This window comes from Arthrobacter sp. JSM 101049 (assembly GCF_041679245.1).
Lineage (GTDB): Bacteria > Actinomycetota > Actinomycetes > Actinomycetales > Micrococcaceae > Arthrobacter_H.
On the sequence record NZ_JBGFFC010000004.1, the window covers coordinates 137468 to 162691 of the forward strand.

20 protein-coding genes are annotated in these 25224 nt (G+C 69.6%); 14 read left to right on the forward strand and 6 right to left on the reverse strand.

What is annotated here, in order from left to right:
- Positions 1–20: 20 nt before the first annotated feature.
- Positions 21–1043: a sugar-binding transcriptional regulator gene (locus tag AB8M85_RS12780; RefSeq protein WP_372699209.1), complete on the reverse strand. Its 1023-nt coding sequence runs from the start codon at positions 1041–1043 to the stop codon at positions 21–23.
- A 127-nt stretch (positions 1044–1170) separates the two neighbouring features.
- Between AB8M85_RS12780 and AB8M85_RS12785 the strand changes: the two genes are divergently transcribed.
- The 8 genes from AB8M85_RS12785 (at position 1171) to holA (ending at position 13753) form a co-directional block, all read left to right on the forward strand.
- Positions 1171–2871, forward strand: coding sequence for an FAD-dependent oxidoreductase (locus AB8M85_RS12785; RefSeq protein WP_372699210.1), 1701 nt, complete (start codon positions 1171–1173; stop codon positions 2869–2871).
- Between the two features lie 135 nt (positions 2872–3006).
- Positions 3007–3735, forward strand: coding sequence for an MIP/aquaporin family protein (locus tag AB8M85_RS12790; protein WP_372699211.1), 729 nt, complete (start codon positions 3007–3009; stop codon positions 3733–3735).
- Between the two features lie 112 nt (positions 3736–3847).
- Complete coding sequence (gene glpK / locus AB8M85_RS12795; protein WP_372699212.1) at positions 3848–5362, forward strand: glycerol kinase GlpK; 1515 nt, start codon at positions 3848–3850, stop codon at positions 5360–5362.
- Positions 5363–5600: 238 nt separating this feature from the next.
- Positions 5601–8108, forward strand: coding sequence for a leucine--tRNA ligase (leuS, locus tag AB8M85_RS12800; protein ID WP_372699324.1), 2508 nt, complete (start codon positions 5601–5603; stop codon positions 8106–8108).
- 9 nt (positions 8109–8117) lie between these two features.
- Positions 8118–9161, forward strand: coding sequence for a DegV family protein (locus AB8M85_RS12805; protein ID WP_372699213.1), 1044 nt, complete (start codon positions 8118–8120; stop codon positions 9159–9161).
- 116 nt (positions 9162–9277) lie between these two features.
- Complete coding sequence (locus AB8M85_RS12810) at positions 9278–10057, forward strand: helix-hairpin-helix domain-containing protein (protein ID WP_372699214.1); 780 nt, start codon at positions 9278–9280, stop codon at positions 10055–10057.
- Between the two features lie 62 nt (positions 10058–10119).
- The gene (locus tag AB8M85_RS12815; protein WP_372699215.1) at positions 10120–12687 is read left to right on the forward strand and encodes a ComEC/Rec2 family competence protein; all 2568 of its coding nucleotides are present in this window, start codon (positions 10120–10122) and stop codon (positions 12685–12687) included.
- 43 nt (positions 12688–12730) lie between these two features.
- Positions 12731–13753 carry a DNA polymerase III subunit delta gene (gene holA / locus AB8M85_RS12820; RefSeq protein ID WP_372699216.1) on the forward strand — a complete coding sequence of 341 codons (1023 nt, stop codon included), beginning with the start codon at positions 12731–12733 and terminating at the stop codon, positions 13751–13753.
- Positions 13754–13859: 106 nt separating this feature from the next.
- Here holA and rpsT read toward each other — a convergent pair whose 3' ends face one another.
- Positions 13860–14120, reverse strand: coding sequence for a 30S ribosomal protein S20 (rpsT, locus tag AB8M85_RS12825; protein ID WP_372699217.1), 261 nt, complete (start codon positions 14118–14120; stop codon positions 13860–13862).
- Positions 14121–14356: 236 nt separating this feature from the next.
- Positions 14357–14905, reverse strand: coding sequence for a type II toxin-antitoxin system PemK/MazF family toxin (locus AB8M85_RS12830; RefSeq protein ID WP_372699218.1), 549 nt, complete (start codon positions 14903–14905; stop codon positions 14357–14359).
- A gap of 135 nt (positions 14906–15040) precedes the next feature.
- Between AB8M85_RS12830 and lepA the strand changes: the two genes are divergently transcribed.
- Positions 15041–16894 carry a translation elongation factor 4 gene (gene lepA, locus AB8M85_RS12835; RefSeq protein WP_372699219.1) on the forward strand — a complete coding sequence of 618 codons (1854 nt, stop codon included), beginning with the start codon at positions 15041–15043 and terminating at the stop codon, positions 16892–16894.
- A 5-nt stretch (positions 16895–16899) separates the two neighbouring features.
- The gene (gene hemW / locus AB8M85_RS12840) at positions 16900–18129 is read left to right on the forward strand and encodes a radical SAM family heme chaperone HemW (protein ID WP_372699220.1); all 1230 of its coding nucleotides are present in this window, start codon (positions 16900–16902) and stop codon (positions 18127–18129) included.
- 81 nt (positions 18130–18210) lie between these two features.
- Here hemW and AB8M85_RS12845 read toward each other — a convergent pair whose 3' ends face one another.
- On the reverse strand, positions 18211–18624 hold the full coding sequence (locus tag AB8M85_RS12845) for a DUF4870 domain-containing protein (RefSeq protein ID WP_372699221.1): 414 nt from the start codon (positions 18622–18624) through the stop codon (positions 18211–18213).
- A 113-nt stretch (positions 18625–18737) separates the two neighbouring features.
- Entirely contained in the window at positions 18738–19586 is an 849-nt protein-coding gene (locus AB8M85_RS12850) for a DUF3097 family protein (RefSeq protein ID WP_372699222.1), read from the reverse strand.
- 175 nt (positions 19587–19761) lie between these two features.
- Here AB8M85_RS12850 and hrcA point away from each other — a divergent pair, with 175 nt between their 5' ends.
- Genes hrcA through AB8M85_RS12865 form a run of 3 tightly spaced genes read left to right on the forward strand, consistent with a single transcriptional unit; the run spans position 19762 to position 22783 of the window.
- A complete protein-coding gene (hrcA, locus tag AB8M85_RS12855) occupies positions 19762–20775 on the forward strand; it encodes a heat-inducible transcriptional repressor HrcA (RefSeq protein ID WP_372699223.1) in 1014 nt (337 codons plus the stop codon).
- Between the two features lie 60 nt (positions 20776–20835).
- Complete coding sequence (gene dnaJ / locus AB8M85_RS12860; RefSeq protein WP_372699224.1) at positions 20836–21957, forward strand: molecular chaperone DnaJ; 1122 nt, start codon at positions 20836–20838, stop codon at positions 21955–21957.
- 10 nt (positions 21958–21967) lie between these two features.
- Positions 21968–22783 carry a 16S rRNA (uracil(1498)-N(3))-methyltransferase gene (locus tag AB8M85_RS12865; RefSeq protein ID WP_372699225.1) on the forward strand — a complete coding sequence of 272 codons (816 nt, stop codon included), beginning with the start codon at positions 21968–21970 and terminating at the stop codon, positions 22781–22783.
- A gap of 119 nt (positions 22784–22902) precedes the next feature.
- Here AB8M85_RS12865 and AB8M85_RS12870 read toward each other — a convergent pair whose 3' ends face one another.
- A complete protein-coding gene (locus tag AB8M85_RS12870; protein ID WP_372699226.1) occupies positions 22903–23832 on the reverse strand; it encodes a GerMN domain-containing protein in 930 nt (309 codons plus the stop codon).
- A 264-nt stretch (positions 23833–24096) separates the two neighbouring features.
- Here AB8M85_RS12870 and AB8M85_RS12875 point away from each other — a divergent pair, with 264 nt between their 5' ends.
- The gene (locus tag AB8M85_RS12875; RefSeq protein WP_372699227.1) at positions 24097–25221 is read left to right on the forward strand and encodes a PhoH family protein; all 1125 of its coding nucleotides are present in this window, start codon (positions 24097–24099) and stop codon (positions 25219–25221) included.
- Positions 25222–25224 lie beyond the last annotated feature (3 nt).

The window sequence follows — 25224 nt, forward strand, 5'->3', positions numbered from 1 at the left end:
TCGGTCCGGCCGTCCACGCTTCAGCGCAGCAGACGCCAGGCCGTGCCCTCGTCGACGACCAGGTCGGTCATCAGCCGGCCCTCCAGCGCGCCGCGCAGTGCGGCGAGCTTCCCGCGTCCGGCCACCACGGCCAGGCGTTGCGGGATCCGCCGCAGGTCGGCCAGCCGCGGGCCCGTGGAGCGGTCGTTCATCGCGATGTCGTCGTCGCTGCCGTCGCTGCGGTAGAACACCGTGGCCACGTCCCCGACGACCCCCTGCTCGCGCAGGGCCCGGGCCTCCTGGGTACTGACATAGCCGCCGCGGTAGATCTGGCTGGGCACCGCCGAGTCGATCGAGCCCAGGCCGAAGACCGCCAGGCGGATCTTGCGGTGGGTGTCCAGGACGCGGATCACCGAGCGCTCCTGCCACATGGCGGCCCGGGTTTCGGCCCGGTCGAAGAAGGCGGGGACCGGGAACTGCTCCACGCGGGCGGTGAAGGCCGTGCCGAACCTGAACAGGATGTCGCTGGCGTAGGAGATCCCGGTCGTCAGCGGGTTGGCGGCCCCGTTGAGCTGGACGAACACGGTGTCGTGGGTCGGCTTGTGCACCAGGTGCTTGCTCAGCGCGCTCAGCGTCGAACCCCATGCCAGACCGACGGTCATGCCGGAGGAGATCAGCGGCTGCACCACGTGGGCGGCGTGCGCGGCGACCCGTTCCAGGACCTCGGCCTCGCTGAGCGACCCGTCGGTGGGGACCACCTGGGCCCGTACCCCGTACCGGTCCTCCAGGTCCCGGACCAGGGACGTCGCCCGGCCGCGCGGAGGGTCCAGCTCGATCTTCACCAGCCCGGTCCGCTTGGCCAGGGAGAGCAGCCGCGAGACCGTCGAGCGCGAAACGCCCAGGTCCCGGGCGATGGCCTCCATGGTCAGGTCCTGGACGTAGTAGAGCTGGGCCGCGCGCAGGGCGTCGCGTTCGCGCCGGTCGGCGCCGTGATGGCGGGCGCCCTGCACATTTGGTTCACCGTTCGTCCCGGTCCAGTCGTCGTGATCGCCGCCACGGCCCATGGTCCTCCTGCCTTTCTGCACATATGTGCAGTCCAATTGACTGTAATGTTCCGCACTCACCAGACTACTTGGCGGTAGCCCGATACCGGGCGCACCAGCACCACCTCGCAGCAAAGGACCGATCCGAGTGCCATCCACGCAAGCCACCCGTCCCGCCGTCGCCGGCCTCCGCGACCGCCCCCACGCCCAGGTCCTCATCGTCGGTGGCGGCATCAACGGCGTCGCGACCTTCCGCTACCTCGCCCTGCAGGGCATCGACGTCGCCCTGATCGAACGCGGCGACTACTGCCAGGGCGCCTCGGGTGCGTCCTCGCACATGATCCACGGCGGCATTCGCTACCTGGAGAACGGCGAATTCCGCCTGGTGCGCGAATCCGTCCAGGAACGCAACACGCTGCTGGCCATCGCCCCGCACTACGTCAAACCGCTGCGCACCACCATCCCCATCTTCTCCACCTTCTCCGGCATCCTCAGCGCCCCGGCCCGCTTCCTCACCCACCGCAACGGCAAACCCCAGGAACGCGGCGCCCTGCTGATCAAGGCGGGCCTGATGATGTACGACGCGTTCGCCGGCTCCGGACGCCTCACCGAACGGCACCGCTTCCACGGCCGCCGCCGCGCCCTGGCCGAGCTGCCGGCCCTGCGCCCGGACGTGAAGTACGCCGCCACCTACTTCGACGCCTCCGTCCACAACCCGGAGCGGCTGACCCTGGACGTGCTGCACGACGGCCTGGCCGCCAACCCGGAAGCGCGGGCCTGCAACTACCTCTCCCTCGTCTCCGAGCACGACGGCGTGGCCCGGCTGCGCGATGAGCTCACCGGGGAGGAATTCGACGTCGCCGCACCGGTCATCGTCAACGCCACCGGTGCCTGGGTCGATGCGACCAACGAGGCGCTGGGGCAGGACAGCCGGTTCATGGGCGGGACGAAGGGTTCGCACATCGTCCTGGACAGCCCGGAACTGCTCGCCGCCTGCGGCGGCCGCGAGATCTTCTTCGAGCACAGCGACGGCCGGATCGTGCTGGTCTACCCCATGGGGGACCGGGTCCTGGTCGGCACCACCGACCTCGAGGCGGACATGGATGAACCGGCCCGGTGCACCGACGCGGAGGTCGACTACTTCTTCGAGCTCATCGGCCACGTCTTCCCCGGGGTCGCCGTCTCCCGTGACGAGATCGTCTACCGGTTCTCCGGAGTCCGGCCGCTGCCGCGCCACGACGACACCCAGCCGGGCTTCGTCTCGCGCGACTACCGGATCGAACAGCGCCACGGCGCCGGCGGCACCACCGTGCTCAGCCTGGTCGGCGGGAAGTGGACAACCTTCCGCGCCCTGGCCGAGCACCTCGGGGTCGAGGTCCTGCAGGCTCTGGGCCGGCCGGCCGGGCCGGACACGCGGACGCTGGCGATCGGCGGGGGTGTGGGCTACCCGCGCACCGCGGTCGACCGGGAGCGCTGGATCTCCGCGCGGACCGACCGGGCCGGCCGGGAGCGCCTCGCCGTGCTGCTGGAGCGCTACGGCACCCGCGCGGACGAGGTGCTCGCAGCGACCGGCGCCGACGCCCCGCTGGAGCACTGCGCCGAACTCGGCACCGGCGAACTGGCGCACATGGGCCGCACCGAACAGGTCGGACGCCTGGTCGACGTGTTCATCCGCAGGACCTCGCTGGCCTTCCGCGGTCTGGTCACCGAAGAGCTCATCGCCGAATGCGCCCGGCTGCTGGCCCCGGTCCTGGGATGGGACGCCGAACGCACGGCAGCCGAACGCGGGCACACCCGGCGCGTCCTCACCGAGGAGCACGGCGTGGTGTTCGGCCACACCCGGGTCTAGGACCCGGCCGGCCGGAACGCGCCCACGGCACGTTCCGGCCCCCACGATTCCCGGGTCGGCGGCCGCCGCCGGCCCGGTGCACGCGGGGCGGGCCAACCACCGCCCCGACCACTTCAATCGACAAGGAAGTCCTTGATGCCACTGGAAGTCTTCAGCGCCGAGATGCTCGGCACCATGATGTTGCTGCTCCTGGGCGGGGGAGTCGTCGCCAACGTCTCCCTCGCCGGCTCGAAGGGCCTGGGCGGCGGCACCCTCATGGTGAACTTCGGCTGGGGCCTGGGCGTCTTCGCCGGCGTCTGGGTGGCCGCCGCTTCCGGGGCCCACCTGAACCCCGCGGTGACCATCGGCCTGCTGGTGAACCCCGATATCCCCGAGTACGCCCCCGGCGTCGACAAGACCCTCATCACCACCCTGGGCTACTTCGCCGCACAGCTCGTCGGCGCCTTCCTCGGGGCCGTCCTGTGCTGGCTGTCCTACCGGCAGCACTTCAACGCCGAACCCGACCCGGCCACCAAACTCGGTGTCTTCTCCACCGGTCCCGCCATCCCGGGAAAGTTCTGGAACCTGCTCACCGAGGCGATCGCAACCTTCGTCCTGGTCTTCGTCATCGCCGGCTTCGGCAAGACCCCCCACGGCCTCGGCCCGCTGGCGGTGGCACTGCTGGTGGTCGGCATCGGCGCATCGCTGGGCGGGCCCACCGGCTACGCGATCAACCCCACCCGCGACCTCGGCCCCCGGATCGCCCACGCGGTCCTGCCCATCCAGGGCAAGGGCAGCAGCGACTGGGGATATGCCTGGGTCCCTGTCGTCGGGCCGCTGCTCGGCGGCGCCATCGGCGGCCTGTCGGCCGCAGCCCTCTTCTGACCCCGCGCCTCCCCGTCCCCGCACCATGTCCTAGACTCGCAGGAGCCGGAACGTGTGATGCGCGACATAGCAGGACCACCACCAGCCACCGGTACTTCGAAGGGAACACCCCATGCCCCAGCACATCATCGCCATCGACCAGGGCACGACCAGCTCGCGTGCCATCATCTTCGACCACGACGGCGGCATCGTCTCCGTCGGCCAGAAGGAACACGAACAGATCTTCCCCAAGGCCGGGTGGGTCGAACACGACGCCGAGGAGATCTGGACCAACGTCCGCGAAGTCGTCGGCAGCGCCCTGTCCAAGGCCAACCTGACCCGGCACGACATCGCCGCGGTCGGCATCACCAACCAACGCGAGACCACCGTCGTCTGGGACAAGAACACCGGCAAGCCGGTCTACAACGCCATCGTCTGGCAGGACACCCGGACCCAGAACATCGTCGAGGAACTCTCCGCCGAGGGCGGCGGCGACCGGTACAAGGACCGGGTGGGCCTGCCGCTGGCCCCGTACTTCTCGGGCACCAAGGTCAAGTGGATCCTGGACAACGTCGAGGGGGTGCGCGAACGCGCCGAGGCGGGGGACCTGCTCTTCGGCAACACCGATACCTGGGTGATCTGGAACCTCACCGGCGGCACCGACGGAGGCATCCACATCACCGACGTCACCAACGCCTCCCGCACGCTGTTCATGGACCTCGAGAAGCTCGCCTGGGACGAGGACATCCTCGCGGACTTCGGCGTCCCCTTCTCGATGATGCCCGAGATCAAGTCCTCCTCCGAGGTCTACGGCACCGTGCACACCCGGCAGCTGCTGCGGGAAGTGCCCGTCGCCGGCATCCTCGGGGACCAGCAGGCAGCCACCTTCGGCCAGGCGGCGTTCTCCGCGGGCGAGGCCAAGAACACCTACGGGACCGGCTGCTTCCTGATCTTCAACACCGGCGAGGAGGTCGTGAAGTCCAGCAACGGCCTGCTGACCACGGTGGCCTACCAGCTCGGCGACGGGAAACCCGTCTATGCCCTGGAGGGCTCGATCGCCGTCGCCGGCTCGCTGGTGCAGTGGCTGCGCGACAACATCGGGATGATCTCCTCCGCCGCCGAGGTCGAGGAGCTGGCGGCGAAGGCGGAGGACAACGGAGGCGTCTACATCGTGCCGGCCTTCTCCGGGTTGTTCGCCCCGTATTGGAGGCCCGACGCCCGCGGGGCGATCGTGGGCCTGACCCGCTTCGCCAACCGCTCCCATATCGCCCGGGCGGCCCTGGAGGCCACCGCCTTCCAGACCCGCGAGGTCCTCGACGCCGTGAACGCCGACGCCGGGGTGCCGCTGACGGAACTGCGGGTCGACGGCGGAATGGTCGCCAACGCCGGGCTCATGCAGTTCCAGGCCGATGTCATCGGCGTCCCGGTCGTCCGCCCGGAAATCACCGAGACGACGGCGCTGGGTGCCGCCTACGCCGCCGGACTGGCCGTGGGGTTCTGGAAGGACCTCGACGAACTGCGCAGCAAATGGGCCGAGGACACCCGGTGGGAACCGATCATGGCCCGCGAGGAGCGCGAGCGCCAGCTGCGGCTGTGGAAGAAGGCCGTCACCAAGACCTTCGACTGGGTCGACGAGGACGTGCAGTAGGTTCCCGGCAGCACCCTTCCGGGCCCCGTCACCCTGCGGTGGCGGGGCCCGGGCGTGCTGTAGACTGGCCGCATGTCAGCAGTCCTACGTCTTGCCTAGCCGGGAACACCTCCCCGGCTGCCCCTTGCATGCCAAGGGGCTTTTTCGTGTTCGGCTTCCGCGACCGGCCCTGGGTGGGCCGGCGGTGGACGCCGGAACTGCATGACCCACAACTTCGGCACAACCAGAAGGCGAACACATCGTGAGCACAGAGGCACCCGGAACCCCGGATACCGGCACCAGCTACAGCTTCAGCGACCTTGAAGCCCGGTGGGAGCCCGTGTGGGAGGAACTGGGGGTCTTCACCCCGAAGGACGACGGATCGGCCGAACGCCGCTACGTCCTGGACATGTTCCCCTATCCGTCCGGTGACCTGCACATGGGCCATGCCGAGGCCTTCGCCATGGGCGACGTCGTGGCACGCTACTGGCGGCAGCTCGGATACGACGTGCTCCATCCCATCGGCTGGGATTCCTTTGGCCTGCCCGCCGAGAACGCCGCGATCAAGCGCAACGCCCACCCCGCCGAGTGGACCTACGCCAACATCGACACCCAGGCCGCCTCGTTCAAGCGCTACGCCATCAGCGCCGACTGGTCCCGCCGCCTGCACACCTCCGATCCCGAGTACTACCGCTGGACGCAGTGGCTGTTCAAGCGCTTCCACGAGAAGGGCCTGGCCTACCGCAAGGACCACCCGGTGAACTGGTGCCCGAAGGACCAGACCGTGCTGGCCAACGAGCAGGTTGTCAACGGCACCTGCGAGCGGTGCGGCACCCCGGTGACCAAGAAATCGCTGAACCAGTGGTACTTCAAGATCACCGACTACGCGGACCGTCTCCTGGACGACATGGAGTCGCTGAAGGGCCACTGGCCCGAACGCGTCCTGGCGATGCAGCGCAACTGGATCGGCCGGTCCGAGGGAGCCCACGTCGACTTCGCCATCGAGCCGCTGGCCGGCTCCGCGGACGAGCGCAAGGTCACCGTCTTCACCACCCGCCCGGACACCCTGCACGGGGCCACGTTCTTCGTCATCGCCGCCGATGCGGCCCTCGCCGACGAGCTCGTCGCCCCGGAACAGCGCCAGGCCCTGGACGCCTACCAGGAGCAGGTCAAGGCGCTCTCGGAGATCGAGCGGCAGTCCACCGAACGAACCAAGACCGGCGTCTTCCTGGGCCGGTATGCGCTCAACCCGTTGACCGGCGCCCGCCTGCCCGTCTGGGCCGCGGACTACGTGCTGGCCGAGTACGGCACCGGCGCCATCATGGCCGTGCCCGCCCACGACCAGCGCGACCTCGATTTCGCCCGCACCTTCGACCTGCCCGTCCGCGTCGTGGTCGACACGGGCGAAGAGGACCCCGCGACCAGCGGCGTCGCCACCAACGGCGAAGGCACCCTGGTCAACTCCGGGGAATTGGACGGACTCGACAAGGCCCGCGCCATCGCCCGCGCCACCGAGATCGTCGAGGCCGCCGGAACCGGACGCCACACCGTGAACTACCGGCTGCGCGACTGGCTGCTCTCACGCCAGCGCTTCTGGGGCACGCCGATCCCGATCATCCACTGCCCGGACTGCGGCGAGGTCCCGGTCCCCGACGACCAGTTGCCGGTACGCCTCCCCGACAACCTCCGTGGCGAGGCCCTGGCCCCGAAGGGCACCTCCCCGCTGGCCTCCGCCACCGACTGGGTGAACACCACGTGCCCGACGTGCGGAGGGCCCGCCCAGCGCGACACGGACACCATGGACACCTTCGTCGACTCCTCCTGGTACTTCCTGCGCTTCGTCTCCCCGCACTACACCGAGGGCCCCTTCGACCCCGAGGCCGCGCGGAACTGGATGCCCGTCGGACAGTACGTCGGCGGCGTCGAGCACGCGATCCTGCACCTGCTCTACGCGCGGTTCTTCACCAAGGTCATCCACGACCTGGGCCTGATCAGTGCCACCGAGCCGTTCTCCGCCCTGCTGAACCAGGGGCAGGTCCTCAACGGCGGCAAGGCCATGAGCAAATCGCTGGGCAACGGAGTGGACCTCGGCGAGCAGCTGGACCGCTTCGGCGTCGATGCCGTCCGCCTGACCATGGTCTTCGCCTCACCGCCCGAGGACGACGTCGACTGGGCCGATGTCTCGCCGGCGGCGGCCGGCAAGTTCCTCGCCCGGGCCTGGCGCCTGTCCCAGGACGTGGCCAGCCCCGTGGGAACGTCAACCACCTCGGGGGACCGGGGGCTGCGCACCGTGGTCCACCGGACCGTCGCCGAAGCCGCCGAACTGCTGGATGCCGGCAAGTTCAACGTCGTCGTGGCCAAGCTCATGGAGCTGGTCAACGCCACTCGCAAGGCAATCGACTCCGGCCCCGGTGCCGCCGACCCCGCGGTCCGCGAGGCCACCGAAGCCGTCGCCGTCGTCCTGAGCCTTTTTGCCCCGTACACGGCCGAGGACATGTGGGAACGGCTCGGCCACGAGCCCTCCGTCGCCAACGCCGGGTGGCCGGCCGTCGATCCCGATCTGCTGGTCCAGGACACCGTCGTCGCGATCGTCCAGGTAAAGGGCAAGGTCAGGGACCGTCTCACCGTTCCCGCCGACATCGGCGAGGACGAACTGCGCGAACTCGCGCTGGCCTCCGAGCCCGTCCAACGGGCCCTGGATGGCCGTGAGCTGCGCACCGTGGTCGTCCGCGCCCCGAAGCTCGTGAACCTCGTCCCCGCCACCTAGGGTAGGGACATGGTTCCAGCCCAGCGTCGCGGCACCCCGGCGGAGGCCCGCCCCGACCGGGCCGTGGGCTTCCTGGACCGGTTGCTGCCCCGCGAGCGGCGGCACCGGGCACCCGGCCCCAGGATCGCCGTCGTCACGGATACGGCAGCGGCGATCCCGGCGGACTGGGCCGCCGCCCACGCGGAGTACCTGCGGGTCCTGCCCATGCCGGTCATGATCGACGGACAGATCTACACCGAGGGACTCGACGACGTCGGGACGGCACTGGCCATGGCCCTGGCCACCGGAGCCCCGGTGAAGACATCCCGGCCGGCCCCCGGAGCATTCCAGCGGGCCTACGAATCGCTGGCCGCCGCCGGGTTCGAGCAGGTCTACTCGCTGCACCTGTCCAAGGACCTCTCCGGCACCGTCGAGGCGGCCCGCTGGGCGGCGGAACAGGTCCAGATCCCGGTCACCGTCGTCGACACCCGCACGGTGGGCCTGGCCCAGGGACTGGCCGTCATGGACGCCGTCCTGGCCGCCGAAGCCGGCCGGCCCGCCGCCGATGTGGAATCCGCCGCAGGACGAGCCGGCGGCTACGGCATCTGTTTCGTCGTCCCCAGCCTGGAGCAACTGCGCAAGGGGGGCCGGATCGGCACCGCCGCCAGCATGTTCGGAACCCTGCTCTCCGTCAAACCGCTGCTGGCGATCCAAGAGGGGCGCATCGGCGTCCGGGAAAAGGTCCGGACCATGCCACGTGCCCTGGCCCGGCTCGTGGAGATCTCCCGCGAAGCCGCCGACCAGGCACCGGCCGGAGCCCGGATGGCTGTGCACTACTTCGGCAATCCCGACCAGGCCGAGGAGCTGCGGGCCGAACTCGAAAGCTCGAGTGAGGGCGAGGTCCTCTGCGAACCGCTGCCCTCGGTCCTGGCCGCCCATGCCGGCGCCGGCGTCCTGGCCGTGGTGGTTGCACCGCTGCCGATCGACGACGACACCGCTGGCGACGGGTCGCCCGCGGAGGCCTCGCCGGGCCGGCCCGGGCCAGAACCCGGCGACGCAGAGAGCGGCACCTAGCCCTTCACCGCCCTCGGTTCCCGCGCGAGGCCTCCACAGGTCGCGGCTGCGGGGTCCTTGTCCACAGCGGCGTGCCCGCCCGGGCCGCGGCATGCTCGACTTCCTACGCTGGCAGCATGGTCCGACACCGGTGGGAATCACGTTCCGAGGAACCGCGCGGCGGGGAGCGGGACGGCGGCGTCCGTTTCCGGTTCCGCCTGGGGCGTGGGGCCATCATGTGCCTGTTGTTCACCGCGGTCATCTGGATAGCAGCAAGCCTGCTCTTCAACCCGCCGCAGGGCTCCGGCGAACGGATCGGCGCCGTGGACATGGACCCCAGCTCCGCCACCGGAAGCATCCAGCCCTCGCCAGGCACCACCGACGGGGTCACGGCCACACCATCCTCCCCGGAGACCGCCGGTAACGCCGCCTCCGCGGCTTCGACCCAGGACACGGCCAGCACGGCCCCCACGCTCGTCGTCCACGTCGCCGGCGCAGTACGGGAACCCGGCGTCTACCATTTCGGCCCGGGTGCCCGGGCAGGGGATGCGGTCCGCTCGGCCGGCGGCCTCACCCCGGACGCCGTCGCCTCCGCGGTGAACCTGGCAGCACCCTTGCAGGACGGCCAGCAGCTCTACCTGCCGACCCGGGACGAACTCGCGGCAGGCACCGTTCCGGCGCCCGGCGCGGATGGTGCCGGAGCACCGCAGCCGGCGTCCGGCCAACCCCTGAACATTAATACCGCCAGCGAGGCCGAACTCCAGGAGCTGCCGGGAATCGGTCCAGCCCTCTCGGCCCGGATCGTGGAGTTCCGGAACGCCAACGGCCCGTTTGGCTCGCTGGACGAACTGGACGCCGTCAGCGGCATCGGCCCGTCGCTCATGTCACAGCTTAAGCCGTTGGTCCGGATGCGGTGATGCCGCATCCGCACGCAGGGCCCCGTCCGCCAACGGGGGGCCGCAGAGGGACCATCCGCGGAATGCTGCCCGCTCCGGTGCGATGGGCCGTGCGGTGGGCCGCCCCGGATCCCGACACCCCTGCCGGTCCGGTGGATGACGGCCACCTCGACTTGCGCAGCCTCTCCACGGCGCTCGGCGCGTGGACGTCGGCGTGGTTCCTGGTCCAACAGGATCCCCGCCTGTCCATGCTGGCAGCCGTTGCCGTCGCCGCGCTGATCGCCGTCTTGTTCTGGGTGCTGCTCCGCAACAGGGGACTGATCGCGTGGTCCCACCACTGGTGGTCTCCACTGGCCGCGGCCGTCGTGGGCCTCTTCCTGGTTTCGGCGGCGATATCGGTCCATGCTCTCGCCCACCGCGATCCGGTGCTCGGCGCCTTGGCCGACACCGGGGCAACAATCCGAGCCGAGGCCGTCGTGACCGGGGACCCGCGCTCCATCCCGGGCCCGACTGGCGGGACCGGGGAAAGGCTCGTGGGCCAGGGGCCGGTTGATGCGGAGGAAGTCACGCTGCTGATCGAGGTTCAGCTGAAGCGCTATTCGGCAGCGGGGGACTGGCATGCTGGCAAGGCCGAGGCGCTGCTGGTGGCCGATCCCCGTCAGTTCCCGGCGGGCCCGCCCCCGGCCGTCGGGGCAAGGGTTTCGGGACTCGTCCGCATCAGCCGGGCAGACCCCGGCGAACGACAGGGCTACTGGCTCACTGCCGCGGCACCCCTGGCCACCGCCAGCGGCGCGACCCAGTCCCTGCCCACCGAGCAATGGCGCCAGCGCTTGGCAGCGGCTGCCATGGTGCTGCCGGGGGAGGGGCCCGCCCTGCTGCCCGGCATGGTGATGGGTGACCGTTCCGGACAATCGGCGGCGCTGTCCGCCCACATGAAGACCGCTGGCCTGGCGCACCTGACGGCCGTCAGCGGAGCGAACGTGGCCATGCTGTTGGGCACCGTGCTCTGGATTGGCCGCTTCTGCGGGATTGGGCGCTGGCCGTCCCTGGCCTGTTCACTGCTGATGCTGGTGGGGTTCGTGGCGCTGGTCCATCCCGAACCCAGCGTCATCCGCGCCGCCGTCATGGGGGCCATCGGCGCCTTGGCGGTCTATGCGGGGCGGGGTCGGCAAGCCCTGACGGCCCTCTGCGTGTGCGTGGTCGCTGTGCTGGCCTGGGACCCCTGGTATGCCCGCGAACCCGCCTTCCAGCTCTCGGCACTAGCCACGGCGGGCATCGTGCTGGTGGGCCTTCGATTGGCACGGCTGGGACGCCGCATCATGCCCGGATGGCTCGCCGACGGCGTGGCCGTCAGTGCCAGCGCGCAATTGTTCTGCCTCCCGGTGCTGCTGGGCATGACGCCGGCCTTCAGCCTGTACTCCATCCCGGCGAACATCATCTCCGCGCCCCTCGTGCCGCCCATCACCGTGCTGGGGACACTGGCACTGGTCCTCTGCGGGCTCCCGGGGCCCTGGGCGCAACCGCTGGTCTGGGCAGCTGGCCTCCCGGCCTCGTGGATCGGCGCGCTGGGCCACTTCGTCGCCACGTTGCCCGGCGCGATGTTGCCCTGGCCCGACGCATTCGGCAGCCGGGCCGCTGCGGTCCTCCTCGCCATCCTCGGTGTGGTCTCGGTCTGGCTGGCGGCGACGCCGCCTGGGGGCCGGAACCCCGTCATCCAGGACTGGGTCGAACGAGGCGGACCCGACTCGCTGCTGGGCTTGCCAGTGCTGCGGAACGCTTCGGCATGGCTCGCTGACGGGGGGCGGCGGGGGGTCGCCGCGGCGGCCGCCCTCGCCGGGCTTGGCCTGCTGGCAGGACTGGTTTCCCCGGCCACGGCGCTGGTCCCCGTGCGGCCGGGAGCGTGGCAGGTGGCCGCGTGCGACGTGGGCCAAGGCGATGCCGTGGCACTGCGCACGGGAGCGCACAGTGCCATGCTGATCGACACCGGCCCCGATCCCGAAGCCGTCGACACGTGCCTGGCCCACCTGGGCGTCCAGAGGATCGACACCTTGTTCATCACCCACCTGCATGCCGACCATGCCGCTGGCATCACCGGAGCGATCGCCGGACGCGCGCTCGGCACGGCCTACTTCTCCACCGCGACCGGACGCACATCCCTGCCGGGATTGCCCGCCGGTCTCAAGGCCAGCGAAGCCACCCCCGGGACAACAGGCAGGTCCGGGACAGTCAGCTGGGAGGTGATCGGCCCCATCGGCAACCCGATCGGTGAAGCGGAAAACGATGCGTCGCTGGCCGTCATCTTCCACCTCACCGGTTCGGGCACGGACTTCAGCATGCTGGCCGCCGGCGACTTGGAGTCCGAGGCCATGAACAAGGTGCTGCAGGAGCATCCGGGACTGAACGTGGATGTGCTCAAGGTCAGCCACCACGGCGCAAAGAACGGCGGAACCGCGGTCATCGAAGCCTGCGGTGCACGCGTGGCCCTGATCAGCGTCGGGGCCGGGAACAGCTATGGCCACCCCACGCCGGTGATCCTGCACGCGCTACGGGCAGCGGGAATGCAGACCTTCCGCACCGACCTCCATGGCACGATCCGCCTCCACGCCACCGCCGACGGTGTGCTGGTCGTCAGCGGACGGAAGGGGAGATGAGGGGCGATAGGATGCAATGTCGGCATCCAACGGAAGGCGGAACATGGTGGCAAAATCAGCGGGAACCTCCCGGTCCTCGGCGAAGGGCTCGGGCAGCTCCTCCAGCTGGCGCGAGGCCACCCCGTCGCCGCTCATCCTGTTGCAAGGGCCCGAGGCCTACATCGCCGGCCGGGTGCTCGACTCGATCCGCCAACAAGTCAGGGAGCGGGACGGGGCCACGGAAGTGACGAACTTCGACGCCGCCTCCTACCAACGCGGTGAGTTGCTGCTGGCCGCCAGCCCCTCGCTGTTCGGCGAAGCCAAGGTCATCGAGGTCCTCTCGTTGGCGACGATGAACGAGGACTTCCTCGAGGACATCATGCAGTACGCCGCGTCGCCGGCCGACGACGTCGTCATGGTCCTGCACCACGCCGGCGGCAACCGGGGCAAGAAAGTGCTCGAGGCACTGAAGTCCTCCGGTGCGCAGGTAGTTGATTGCCAGCCGCTGAAGAAGGAAGCCGACAAGAACGATTTCGTCACGCAGGAATTCAAGGCAGCCCGACGCCGGATCCTGCCCGAAGCGACCCGCGCCCTGGTGGCAGCCGTGGGGAGCGATCTGGCCGAACTCGCGGCAGCCTGTACCCAGCTCGTCCAGGACACCACCGGTGAGATCGACCAGGCAACCGTGGACCGCTATTTCGGCGGCCGCGTCGAGGCGACCGGGTTCAAGGTGGCCGACGCCGCACTCTCGGGCCGTGGGCCCGCTGCACTGGGCACGCTGCGCCATGCCCTGGCCACGGGTACGGACCCCGTCCCGATCGTCGCTGCCCTGGCCATGAAGCTCCGGCAGGTGGCCAAGGTCGCGGGACAGCGGAAATCCTCGGGCATGCTGGCGAAGGAACTCGGAATGCCGCCATGGCAAGTCCAACAAGCCCAGGAGCAGGCCCGCTACTTCTCACACGACGATCTCGTCCGGTGCCTGCGCCTGGTCGCCGAAGCCGACGCACAGGTCAAGGGGGCCTCGCGTGATCCCCGGTACGCCGTCGAGCGCGCCGTCACCGGCATCGCGCTGGCTGCCCGACGCTGAAACAACGCTGGACCCTGCCGGGGGCGGACGGCCGGGTCGTTAAGCGGCTGGGGCCGCTACCGGCTTCCCGGTAGCGGCCCCAGCCACTCAAGCTGTGGAACGAGCCTTAGAGCGCGTTGACCTTCTTGGAGATGGCCGACTTGCGGTTGGCGGCGTTGTTCTTGTGCACGACACCCTTGCTGACGGCCTTGTCCAGCTTGCGGCCGGCGGTGGCAAGGGCAGCCGAAGCGGCATCCTTGTCGGCGGCGGCGACGGCCTTGTCGACCGAGCGGATCGCGGTCTTCAGCTCCGAACGGACGGAGGCGTTGCGGGCGCGGGCCTTCTCGTTGGTGAGGATGCGCTTCTTCTGGGACTTGATGTTAGCCACTTGTATAAACTCTCTTGCTATCGCGGAATATGGTCGGTGAGGGATCCCTCCCGAGCCATCGACTGAGCGGCGTGGGGATACCTATGGCGACCCGGGAGAAGTGCCCGTCGACCTGCGCGGACACACAGCAAGCAATCTTAGCAGGGATGCCACCTCCTCGCGATTCGACGGGGGACACGGCGGGTCGCCGGCACCACCCGGGCACATCCGCAGATCACCTACGGGCGGGTGACGGATCAGACGCGTCGGAGGGCGCCGACCACGCGGTCGAACGCGGCACGGCCGAGGACGGTGCCTTCGCGGCGAATGCCCCCTGGGTCGACCCTGATGACCCGGTCGACCTTGACCTCACTGGGCCGGCCCTGCCGATCCCAGGGGCCGGAGCCGATGTCGACATAATCGGCATCGAAGTGGCGGGCGTCGGAATGATTGCGCGAGGTGAGCATCAGGGCCAGCAGCAGGTCGCCGTCGTGCCCCACCAGCAGCACCGGGCGGTCCTTGCCCTGCGTGTGGTCCTCTTCGTATGGCACCCATGTCCAGACGATCTCGCCCGGGTCCGGGGAGCCGTCCGGTTCCGGGGCGTACACCGCCTCGACCCGCGCCGTGAAGTCACCCGGATAGGGGCGGATGCGCCAGCCGTCCCCGGTGCCACCGGCCGGGGCAGCGCCGGGCCGGGCCCGGCCGTTTCCGCCGCGAACTTGCGTCTCCTGGCCGGAGCGGAAGGCCCGGAAGGCCTTGATACCCAGGCGCACCCATCTGTTGATGGTTCGGGGGTTGATCTGCATGGCGCCACACTAGCAGTGGGGCGCCACACCCGTAACGGCGGACTGCGGCGGGTCCGAATCGTGGGAGAATGATGTTTTGCGGTCCATCCGCATCCACGTTCGTCATTCCATCCGTCCCAGAGCGAGGTCACCCACGTGTCACCCATGGCCCGCACCGCACCGGTGCCTGCCGCAACCGATCCGGCGATCATCAGGAACTTCTGCATCATCGCCCACATCGACCACGGGAAATCCACCCTGGCCGACCGGATGCTGCAATCCACGGGGATCGTCTCCCAGCGTGAGATGAAGGCACAGTACCTGGACCGCATGGACATCGAGCGCGAACGCGGGATCACCATCAAGTCCCAGGCAGTGCGCATGCCCTGGGAACTCGACGGCACCGCGTATGCGCTGAACATGATCGACACCCCCGGCCACGTGGACTTCACCTACGAGGTCTCCCGTTCGCTGGCGGCCTGCGAGGGGGCGATTCTGCTGGTCGACGCCGCGCAGGGCATCGAGGCGCAGACCCTGGCCAACCTCTATCTGGCCATGGAAAACGACCTGACGATCATCCCGGTCCTGAACAAGATCGACCTGCCGGCCGCGCAGCCGGAGAAGTACGCGGCCGAACTGGCCGGCCTGATCGGCGGGGAACCCGAGGACGTGCTGAAGGTCTCCGGCAAGACCGGCGAGGGGGTCGAGGCCCTGCTGGACAAGATCGTCCGTGACCTGCCGGCACCGGTCGGCGATGCGAATGCACCGGCCCGCGCGATGATCTTCGACTCCGTCTATGACACCTACCGCGGCGTCGTCACCTACGTCCGGGTCGTCGACGGGCAGCTCACCCCGCGGGAGAAGCTGCAGATGATGTCCACGCGGACCACCCATGAACTGCTGGAGATCGGGGTCTCCTCACCGGAACCCACCCCGACCCGCGGCCTGGGCGTCGGGGAGGTGGGCTACCTGATCACCGGGGTCAAGGACGTCCGCCAGTCCAAGGTCGGCGACACGGTCACGAGCTTCACCAAGCCTGCTGCGGAATCCCTCGGTGGCTACGAGGACCCCAAGCCGATGGTGTTCTCCGGTCTGTACCCCATCGACGGATCGGACTACCCGGTCCTGCGGGACGCCCTCGACAAGCTCCTGCTCAACGACGCTGCGTTGACGTTCGAGCCCGAGACCTCAGTGGCCCTGGGCTTTGGCTTCCGCGTCGGGTTCCTGGGGCTGCTGCACCTGGAGATCACCCGGGAGCGCCTGGAAAGCGAGTTCAACCTCGATCTCATCTCGACCGCCCCCAACGTGGTCTACGAGGTGATGACCGAGGACAAGTCCATGATCACGGTGACCAACCCCAGCGAATTCCCCTCCGGCAAGATCCTCGAAGTGCATGAGCCAATGGTCGCCGGGACGATCCTGACACCGAACGAGTTCGTCGGTGCGGTCATGGAGCTGTGCCAGTCCCGGCGGGGGCAGATGCGCGGCATGGACTACCTCTCCGAGGACCGCGTCGAACTGCGGTACTGGCTGCCGCTGGCCGAGATCGTCTTCGACTTCTTCGACATCCTCAAGTCCAAGACCCGGGGATACGCGTCCCTCGACTGGAAGGCCGACGGCGAACAGGTCGCCGACCTCGTCAAGGTCGACATCCTGCTCCAGGGCGAACAGGTTGACGCCTTCAGCGCCATCACCCACAAGGACAAGGCCTACTCCTACGGGGTCATGATGACCTCCAAGCTGCGCGAGCTCATCCCGCGCCAGCAATTCGAGGTGCCCATCCAGGCGGCCATCGGGTCGCGCATCATCGCCCGCGAGTCCATCCGGGCCATCCGCAAGGATGTGCTGGCCAAATGCTACGGCGGCGACATCTCGCGCAAGCGCAAGCTGCTCGAAAAGCAGAAGGAGGGCAAGAAGCGCATGAAGATGGTCGGCCGGGTCGAGGTCCCACAGGAGGCGTTCATCGCCGCCCTATCATCAGACGGCTCCAAGGACAAGGCCAAGAAGTAGCATCCATGCCGTCAGCACTTCCCCTGGGCGATCCGGCACCCGCCGACGGCCTGCTGCCCCCGGCAACGGCCGACGGCGCGTCGGACCGCGACTTCTGCGTCTACGTCCACATCCCGTTCTGCGCCGTGCGCTGCGGCTACTGCGACTTCAACACGTATACAGCCCATGAGCTGGGATCTGGCTCGAGCCAGGACACCTATGCGGCCGCGGCCTCGGCCGAACTGGAGTTCGGCGCGGGCGTCCTGCGGTCGAGCGGCCTGCCCGACCGGGAGGTCTCGACGGTCTTCTTCGGCGGGGGAACGCCCACGCTGCTCCCCGCCGGCGACCTGGCAGCGGTCCTGCACACGATCCGGACGACCTGGGGCCTGCTCGATGGAGCCGAGGTCACCACCGAGGCCAACCCCGAATCGGTGACCCAGGCGTCCCTGGCCACACTCGCCGAGGCAGGATTCACACGCGTGTCCTTCGGCATGCAGTCCGCGGTGCCGCACGTGCTGAAGACCCTGGACCGCACCCACCGGCCCTCGCGCGTCGGCCAGGCCGTCCAGTGGGCACGCGATGCCGGACTGGATGTCAGCGTCGACCTGATCTATGGAACGCCCGGCGAATCAGTGGACGACTGGCGCACCTCGTTGGAAACGGCGCTCTCCTACGAGCCCGACCACATCTCGGCCTACGCGCTGATCATCGAGGAGGGGACCCGTCTGGCGGCACGCATCCGCCGTGGCGAGGTGCCGGACATCGACGACGACGACCATGCGGACAAGTACCTCCTGGCGGAGGAGATGCTCACGGCCGCCGGGTTCTCCTGGTACGAGGTCAGCAACTGGAGCCGCAGCGAAGCCACCCGGTGCCGGCACAACGTGGCCTATTGGAAAGGCGCCGACTGGTGGGGCGCCGGTCCCGGGGCGCATTCGCATGTCGGCGGGCTGCGTTGGTGGAACGTCAAGCACCCGGCGGCTTACCAGCAGCGGATCGACGGCGGCATCTCGCCGGCGGCCGGCCGCGAGACACCCGACGAGCAGGCACGGCTGCTTGAACGCACCATGTTGCTCACCCGCATCGTCGACGGGCTGCCGACCGGCGAGTTGCCCGCAACGGGGCGCCAAGCGGTGGCCGGGCTCATTGCCGACGGGTTGGTCGACGGCGCCGCTGCGGTCCGTGGAACGATCGTCCCGACCTTGCGGGGGCGCCTGCTCGCCGACACCATCGTGCGCCGGCTCCTCGGCTTCTGATACCGACCGACAAGACAGTGCGGCCCCGGGGATCCGTGTCCCCGGGGCCGCACTGCACACGACGTGCCGCGCGGAACGGAGCTAGCCGATCAGGCGCAGGTTCACCGGATAGCGGTACGGGCGGCCCTTGTTGACCTCGATGCCCGCCACCACCCCGCTGACCGTCACATACACCCAGATGGCCACGGCGACGATGGCGAACACGCCGCCGACGACTGGAATCAGCATCAGCAGATTGGACAGCAGGGCCAGGACGGTCAACGGCAACGTGAAGTTCAGCGCTTCCTTGGACTCCTGTGCGGTGAAGGGGCCCCGGTCGCGGTAGACGAGGTAGATGATGCCGGAGGGAATGCACCCCAGAATCCCACCAAAGTGGGCAATGGTCGCCCACTGCCGGTCCTCCGACGGTGTCAACGGCAGGGGAGCCGACGATGAGCCCTCGAAGCGGCCGGCGTCCGCCGGGCCGTCCTTGGGGTGTCCATCAATTCCGTTCATGACTCCGACGTTCCTCCCGTCCCATGTGTAGTGGCCACCAGTTTATCGCCCCGATGCGACTTGGCGCGACGGATGGCAGGCTGCGGCGCGGCGGGCCCGGTGTGCCGGCACCGTCAGTGGCGTCCGGTGGTGAGGAAATCGATGACCTCTTCGACTCGTCCCAGCAGGCTCGGCTCCAGGTCGGCGTAGCTGGTGACCTTTCCCAGCAATTGCCGCCAGCCCCGGGCGACATCGGCGTGTGTTGCGTGCGGCCATCCCAGTCCCCGAAGGATCCCGGTCTTCCAGTCGGTGCCGCGGGGGACCACCGGCCAGGCGGCAATGCCGAGGACCTGGGGGCGGATGGATTGCCAGACGTCGACGTAGGGGTGCCCGACGATCAGTACGTTCCCGCGGGCACCGGGAACCCGCATGGCCTCGGCGGCAATGCGTTCCTCCTTGCTCCCGGACACCAGGTGGTCGACCAGGATCCCGAGTTTGCGGCCAGGGCCGGGGGAGAAATCCGCCACGGCGCCGGCGAGGTCGTCGACCCCGTGCAGGGGTTCGACGACGATGCCCTCCACGCGCAGGTCGTGGCCCCACACCTTTTCGACGAGTTCGGCGTCGTGCTTGCCCTCGACCCAGATGCGGCTGGCCAGGGCAGTGCGTGCCTTCAGCTTCTCGACCCGGACCGATCCGGAGGCCGTGCGGGTTGCGGAGGCCGAGGCCGCTGCCTGGGGTTCGGTGACCTCCACGGGCTCGCCTTCGAGCAGGAACCCGAAGCCGGTGGGGAAGGAACGGGTCTTGCCCCGGCGGTCCTCCAGGACCACCAGGCGCATCCCGCCCGAGCGTTCGATCCTGACCACTTCACCGACCCATCCGGACTGGACGTCTTCCAGGAGCAGGCCCAATGCGGCCGGTACGCGGCGCAGCTCGCGGCGCTTCGGCGCCGACAGGTCCTGGGCGCCCCACTGGTGGATATCCATTCCTGACAAGGCCTTTCGGTGGTGGTGGCGGCCGAGGCGTCGGTCCGCGGCGCCATGGGCGCGCGGCCACCATGCTAACAACAGCGGAATCGTATTAGACTTAGCACTTAGGCGTGTCGAGTGCTAAGCGATGCCGCCTGCCACGTCCGTCCGCCACGAGACCCAGGAGGATCGAATGTCCGTGCCACGACGCCTCGAGGTCCTGCGGGCCATCGTGGAGGACTACGTCCACTCCCGCGAGCCCGTCGGATCCAAGGCCCTGGTCGAGCGACACCAACTCGGCGTGTCGGCGGCCACCATCCGCAACGACATGGCGGCCCTGGAAGAGGAGGGGCTGATCACCGCGCCCCATACCTCGGCCGGGCGGATCCCCACCGAACACGGTTACCGGTACTTCGTGGACCAGATCGACGCGGTTCGCCCGCTCTCGCACGCCGAACGCCGTGCCATCCAGCAGATGCTCGAGGGGACCGACGACCTCGACGAGGTCCTTGACCGCACTGTGCGCCTGCTGGCGCAGTTGACCAACCAGGTCGCTGTCCTCCAGGTCCCGCAGTTCAGCGACGCCACCGTGCGCCACATCGAACTGGTCGGGCTCGGCGCCGGTCAGGTGCTGACGGTCCTGATCACCAACACCGGCAAGGTCGACCAGCGGGTGGTCGTGGTCCCCCCGGAGACCAGCGACGAATCGCTGGCGAGCCTGAAGTCGGCCTTCCTGGCCGCGGCCTCCGGGCAACGCCTGCAGGCCCTCGGCGAGGTGGCCGGCGCGGCGTGCGAACACCTGCCGCAGTCCCTGCGGGCGCCCGGGAGGATCCTGGCCAGGGCGCTGGGGTCGCTGGGCGACAACTCGATGATCGACCGCATCATCATGGCCGGAACCGCCAACCTCGCCCGGTCCACCGGGGACTTCCCCCTGACGATCACCCCGGTGCTCGAGGCCCTCGAGGAACAAGTGGTCCTGCTGCGGCTGTTCTCCGAGATGGAACAGGACGCCCGGGGCATCGCCGTGCAGATCGGCCGGGAGAACCTCTACGGCGGCCTCGCGGAGACCTCGGTGGTCGCCACCGGCTACGGGCCGGGCTCCTCGGCCAAGGTCGGCGTCCTGGGCCCCACCCGCATGGACTATCCCACCAGCATGGCGGCCGTCCGCGCGGTCGCCCGATACCTCTCGCGCATCCTGGCCGGTTGACGGTCCGGGAACGCGGGGAACCAGCATGTACAGAATGTCGGAAAGGACACAGCACACACTGTGAGCAGCCATTACGAAACCCTCGGCGTCGCGCGCGACGCCTCCGCCGAGGAAATCAAGAAGGCCTACCGGAAGCTGGCCCGCAAACTCCACCCGGACGTGAACCCGGGCCAGGACGTTGCGGACCAGTTCAAGGCGGTCACCCACGCCTACGAGGTGCTCTCCGACCCGCAGAAGCGCCAGGTCTATGACGCGACCGGCAACGAGAACGGCACCGCCGGCGGCGGTGGAGGCGCCGGCGGTTTCGGCGGCTTCGGCGACATCTTCGAGCAGTTCTTCGGCGGCGGCCAGGCCCAGGGCCCGGCCTCGCGCACGCAGCGCGGGCGCGACGCCCTGGTAACGGCGACGATCGAACTCAAGGACGCCGTCCAGGGCACGGTCTACACGCTCGACATCGAAACCGCCGTGACCTGCACGGTCTGCAACGGCAGCTGCTGCCAGCCCGGCACCTCCCCGGAGACCTGCACGATCTGCCACGGCCAGGGCCAGGTGCAGCGCCCGGTCCGTTCCTTCCTGGGCCAGATGATGACGGTCGAGACCTGCAGCGCCTGCCGCGGCTTCGGCACCATCCTGCCCAGCCCGTGCAACGAGTGCATGGGCCAGGGACGCGTCCGCGAACGCGTGAGCAAGCAGCTGAAGATCCCTGCAGGTGTTGCCACCGGCACGCGCATCCACCTGGCCAGCCAGGGCGAGGCCGGCCCCGGCGGTGGCCCGTCCGGGGACCTCTACGTGGAGATCAACGTCAAGCGCCATCCGGTGTTCGAACGGGAGGGCAACGACCTGCACGCGACGCTGCGCATCCCGATGACCGCCGCCGCCTTGGGCACGGAGATGAAGCTCGACACCTTCGATGGCGAGCAGGAGATCCGCATCGAGCCGGGAACCCAGTCGATGGACACCGTCAAGCTGGCCCAACTCGGCGTGCCGCGTCTTCGCGGTGGCGTCCGGGGTGAGCTGGTGGTCCACCTGCAGGTCGAGACCCCGACGAAGCTCGACGACGAGCAGCGCGAGCTGCTGGAGCGCCTGGCCGGGCTGCGCGACGAGGAATTCGCCGAGGGACGCCTGGCCGAACGCGGCGGGGTCTTCTCCCGGCTGCGGGACAAGCTGGGCAACCGCGGCTGATGAGCAACCAGTGAGCAACCAGGCCTTCCTGCTCGACGACGGGCTGCCCGCCGGCACGGCTCCTGGCGACGTCGTCGTCCTGGACGGCGCGGAGGGACACCACGCCGTCACCGTCAAGCGGGTCCGGACCGGGGAGGCAATCGACCTGTTGGACGGCCGCGGGACCCGGGCCGGGTGCACGGTCCAGTCCACCGGGAAGGCCTGCCTGACAGCCCGCGTGGACCGGATCACGCACGATCCAGCCCCTGCCCTCCGCCTGGTCCTGGTCCAGGCCCTGGCCAAGGGGGACCGCGACCTGCAGGCGGTGGAGGCCGCCGTCGAACTCGGCGTTGACGAGGTCATCCCTTGGCAGGCGGACCGCTCCGTGGTCCGCTGGCCGGAGGCGAAAGCGGAGAAGGGCCGCGCGAAATGGGCGGCCACCGTCAGGGCGGCCGTGAAGCAGTCCCGCCGCACCCGGCTGCCCGAGGTCCACGGGGTGCTCACGACGGGTCAGTTGGCCGCCCGGCTCGACCGCGCCGCCGGCGAGGGCGCCCGGCAGCTGCCCCTCATCCTGCACGAACAGGCCACCGAGCCGCTCTCCGCCGTCGTCCGCGACTTCCTGCACGACGGCGGATCGGGTGCCGGTACCGCCGGCCAGGACGCCGGGGTGCCGGCGATCCTGCTCATCGTCGGACCGGAGGGCGGCATCGCCGACCCGGAGGTCGAGCGCCTGGCCGCAGCCGGGGCGCGGACGGCGCTGCTTGGACACCATGTGCTCAGGGCCTCGACGGCCGGCCCCGCAGCACTGGTGCTGGCCCGGCATCTGGCCGGCTTGCTGGACGCATAGGTCAGGACGCATAGGTCAGGACGCGCCGGACCGGAGGCACAGCGGGGCTCCGGGGAACAGGACCCCGGTAGCCGGCACCGGAGCACGGGGAGGCGGCGGGCGCAGGCGGCTCGGCGGTGCTAGCGGACCGTGAACTTCTTGGTGTCCTGGCTCAGGCGCTTGCCGTCGTCGGCGGCCTGCCCCCAGACCGCCAGGGTGTAGGTCCCCGCCTCCAGGACCGGGGTGACCTCGAATTCGTTGTCGGCCAGCGACCCGCCTCCCAGCGCCAGGCTGCCCCCGGCGACGCGGGTCCCCTTCCCGTCCTCCTGGCGCTTGAGGACCCAATGGGTGCCGCCGGGGAACGCACCGGAAATGCCGTGCAGCCGGACCTTGCCGGCACTATGGACCGTGCCCTGCTGCGGGTCGATGATCCAGATCGGCGCCCGCAACGAGGCGTCGCGCTGGATCGGGCCGGTGAGCTTCACGTGGCCGAACGCGTTGTATCCCGAGTGGCCGTCGACCAGGAGGTCGACGCTGGCCGGAGGATTCTGGCTGAGCAGCCCCGCGGCGGACGCGGCGGCGGTGGCCGTGTAGACCAGTTGCTGGATCGCCCGCTGGGCCAGGCCCTCGTCGAGGTCCCGGGAGAAGGCGTCGGCGGAGATGTCCAGGGTGATGACGTTGTCCGCGCTGATGGAGGTGCCGATGCGCGAGGGCTTGGACCAGACGTTGAAGTAGTCCGGATCCTCCGGCTGCTGCTCGGTGAGGTATTTGATCGCCGTCGTGACCGGATCACCCTGGTCCTCCGCCTCGACATACTCGCGGTAGAGGTAGACGGTCGAATCGCGCTCGCCCAGCCAGTAGATGGGGGACAGGCGCGGGGCGCTCAGCGACTCCAACGGTGCCGTGCTGCCCTGGCTGGACACCACGGGCGGGGCGCTGCTCGAGGCCGGCATGCTCGTCATCGACCCGTCGGGGGCACCGCTGCAGGCAGCGAGCATCCCCAGCGAGACCACCGAGGCCAACATGGCCACGCGCACCTGGGTGCGGCGGCCGGTGCGGACGATGCTCACGGGGATCCTTCAACTGGACAGCGGTGGTGGGGCAGGCCTGCGGGCAGGGGGTGCCTCGGCCGACCATTAACCTTGGCACACGCCGGGGGAGCCGGGCACCCGACAGGGGCCAAAAGCAGCGACTGTTGCAGGACTGATATTTACAGCGGGAGGAGTAACGGCGCAGCCGAACGCGCTTCCCGTAGGATGGAGGGGCGCCTTCGGGTCCCCTCCGGACCGGCACACGGCGCCATCGACACGTCAACGGGAGGACGACCCAGCAGGATGACCGACGAGAACAGCAACTCACCGGAGGCCAACGGCGCCACGGTGATCACGTTTTCCAGCACCGAGCAGATGGTCGGGGCACTGGGCGCCAACGACGAGGTGCTGCGGATCCTGCAGGGCATCTACCCGGGCGCCGAGCTCCACGTGCGGGGCAACGAGCTGCGCATCACCGGCGAGCCCGGCCAATCGGCGCGCGCCGAGCAGGTCGTCCAGGAAGCCCGGGGCCTGGCCACGAAGGGCACGCGCGTCTCGGCCCAGCTGGTCGAACAGCTCGTGCGCATGGTCGACTCCGAGGGTGCCGCCCGCCCCTCGGGTCCGGAAACCTTCGGGCTGAACATCCTCTCCGGCCGCGGCAAGCGGATCCGCCCGAAGACCGTGAACCAGAAGGCGTACGTCGACGCGATCGACGCCAACACCGTCATCTTCGGCATCGGCCCCGCCGGCACCGGCAAGACCTACCTGGCCATGGCCAAGGCCGTCCAGGCGCTGCAGGCCAAGGAAGTCAACCGCATCATCCTCACCCGCCCGGCCGTCGAAGCGGGGGAGAAGCTGGGCTTCCTGCCGGGCACGCTGACGGACAAGATCGACCCGTACCTGCGCCCGCTCTACGACGCGCTGCACGACATGATCGACCCCGAGTCCATCCCGCGCCTGATCGCCGCCGGCACGATCGAGGTCGCCCCGCTGGCCTACATGCGCGGGCGGACCCTCAACGACGCGTTCATCATCCTGGACGAGGCACAGAACACGACGCCGGAACAAATGAAGATGTTCCTCACCCGCCTCGGGTTCGGCTCGCGGATCGTCGTCACCGGTGACGTGACCCAGGTCGACCTGCCCGGTGGCACGCGCTCGGGCCTGAAGATCGTCTCCGAGATCCTGGGTTCGGTCGAGGACATCGCCTTCTGCCAGCTCGACGCCACCGACGTGGTCCGCCACCGCCTGGTGGGGGACATCGTCTCCGCCTACGAGAAGTGGTCCGCCACCGCCGGGACCAGCCCGGAGGCGGCCCGCCGCCGTGCCGCCAAGCACAGCAACGAGGCCGCCCGGGCCCGGATGGCCGCCCGGCGCGAACGGGAATCGGCCGCCGCCGACCAGCGCACCACCGATCCGGAGTCGTAGGCC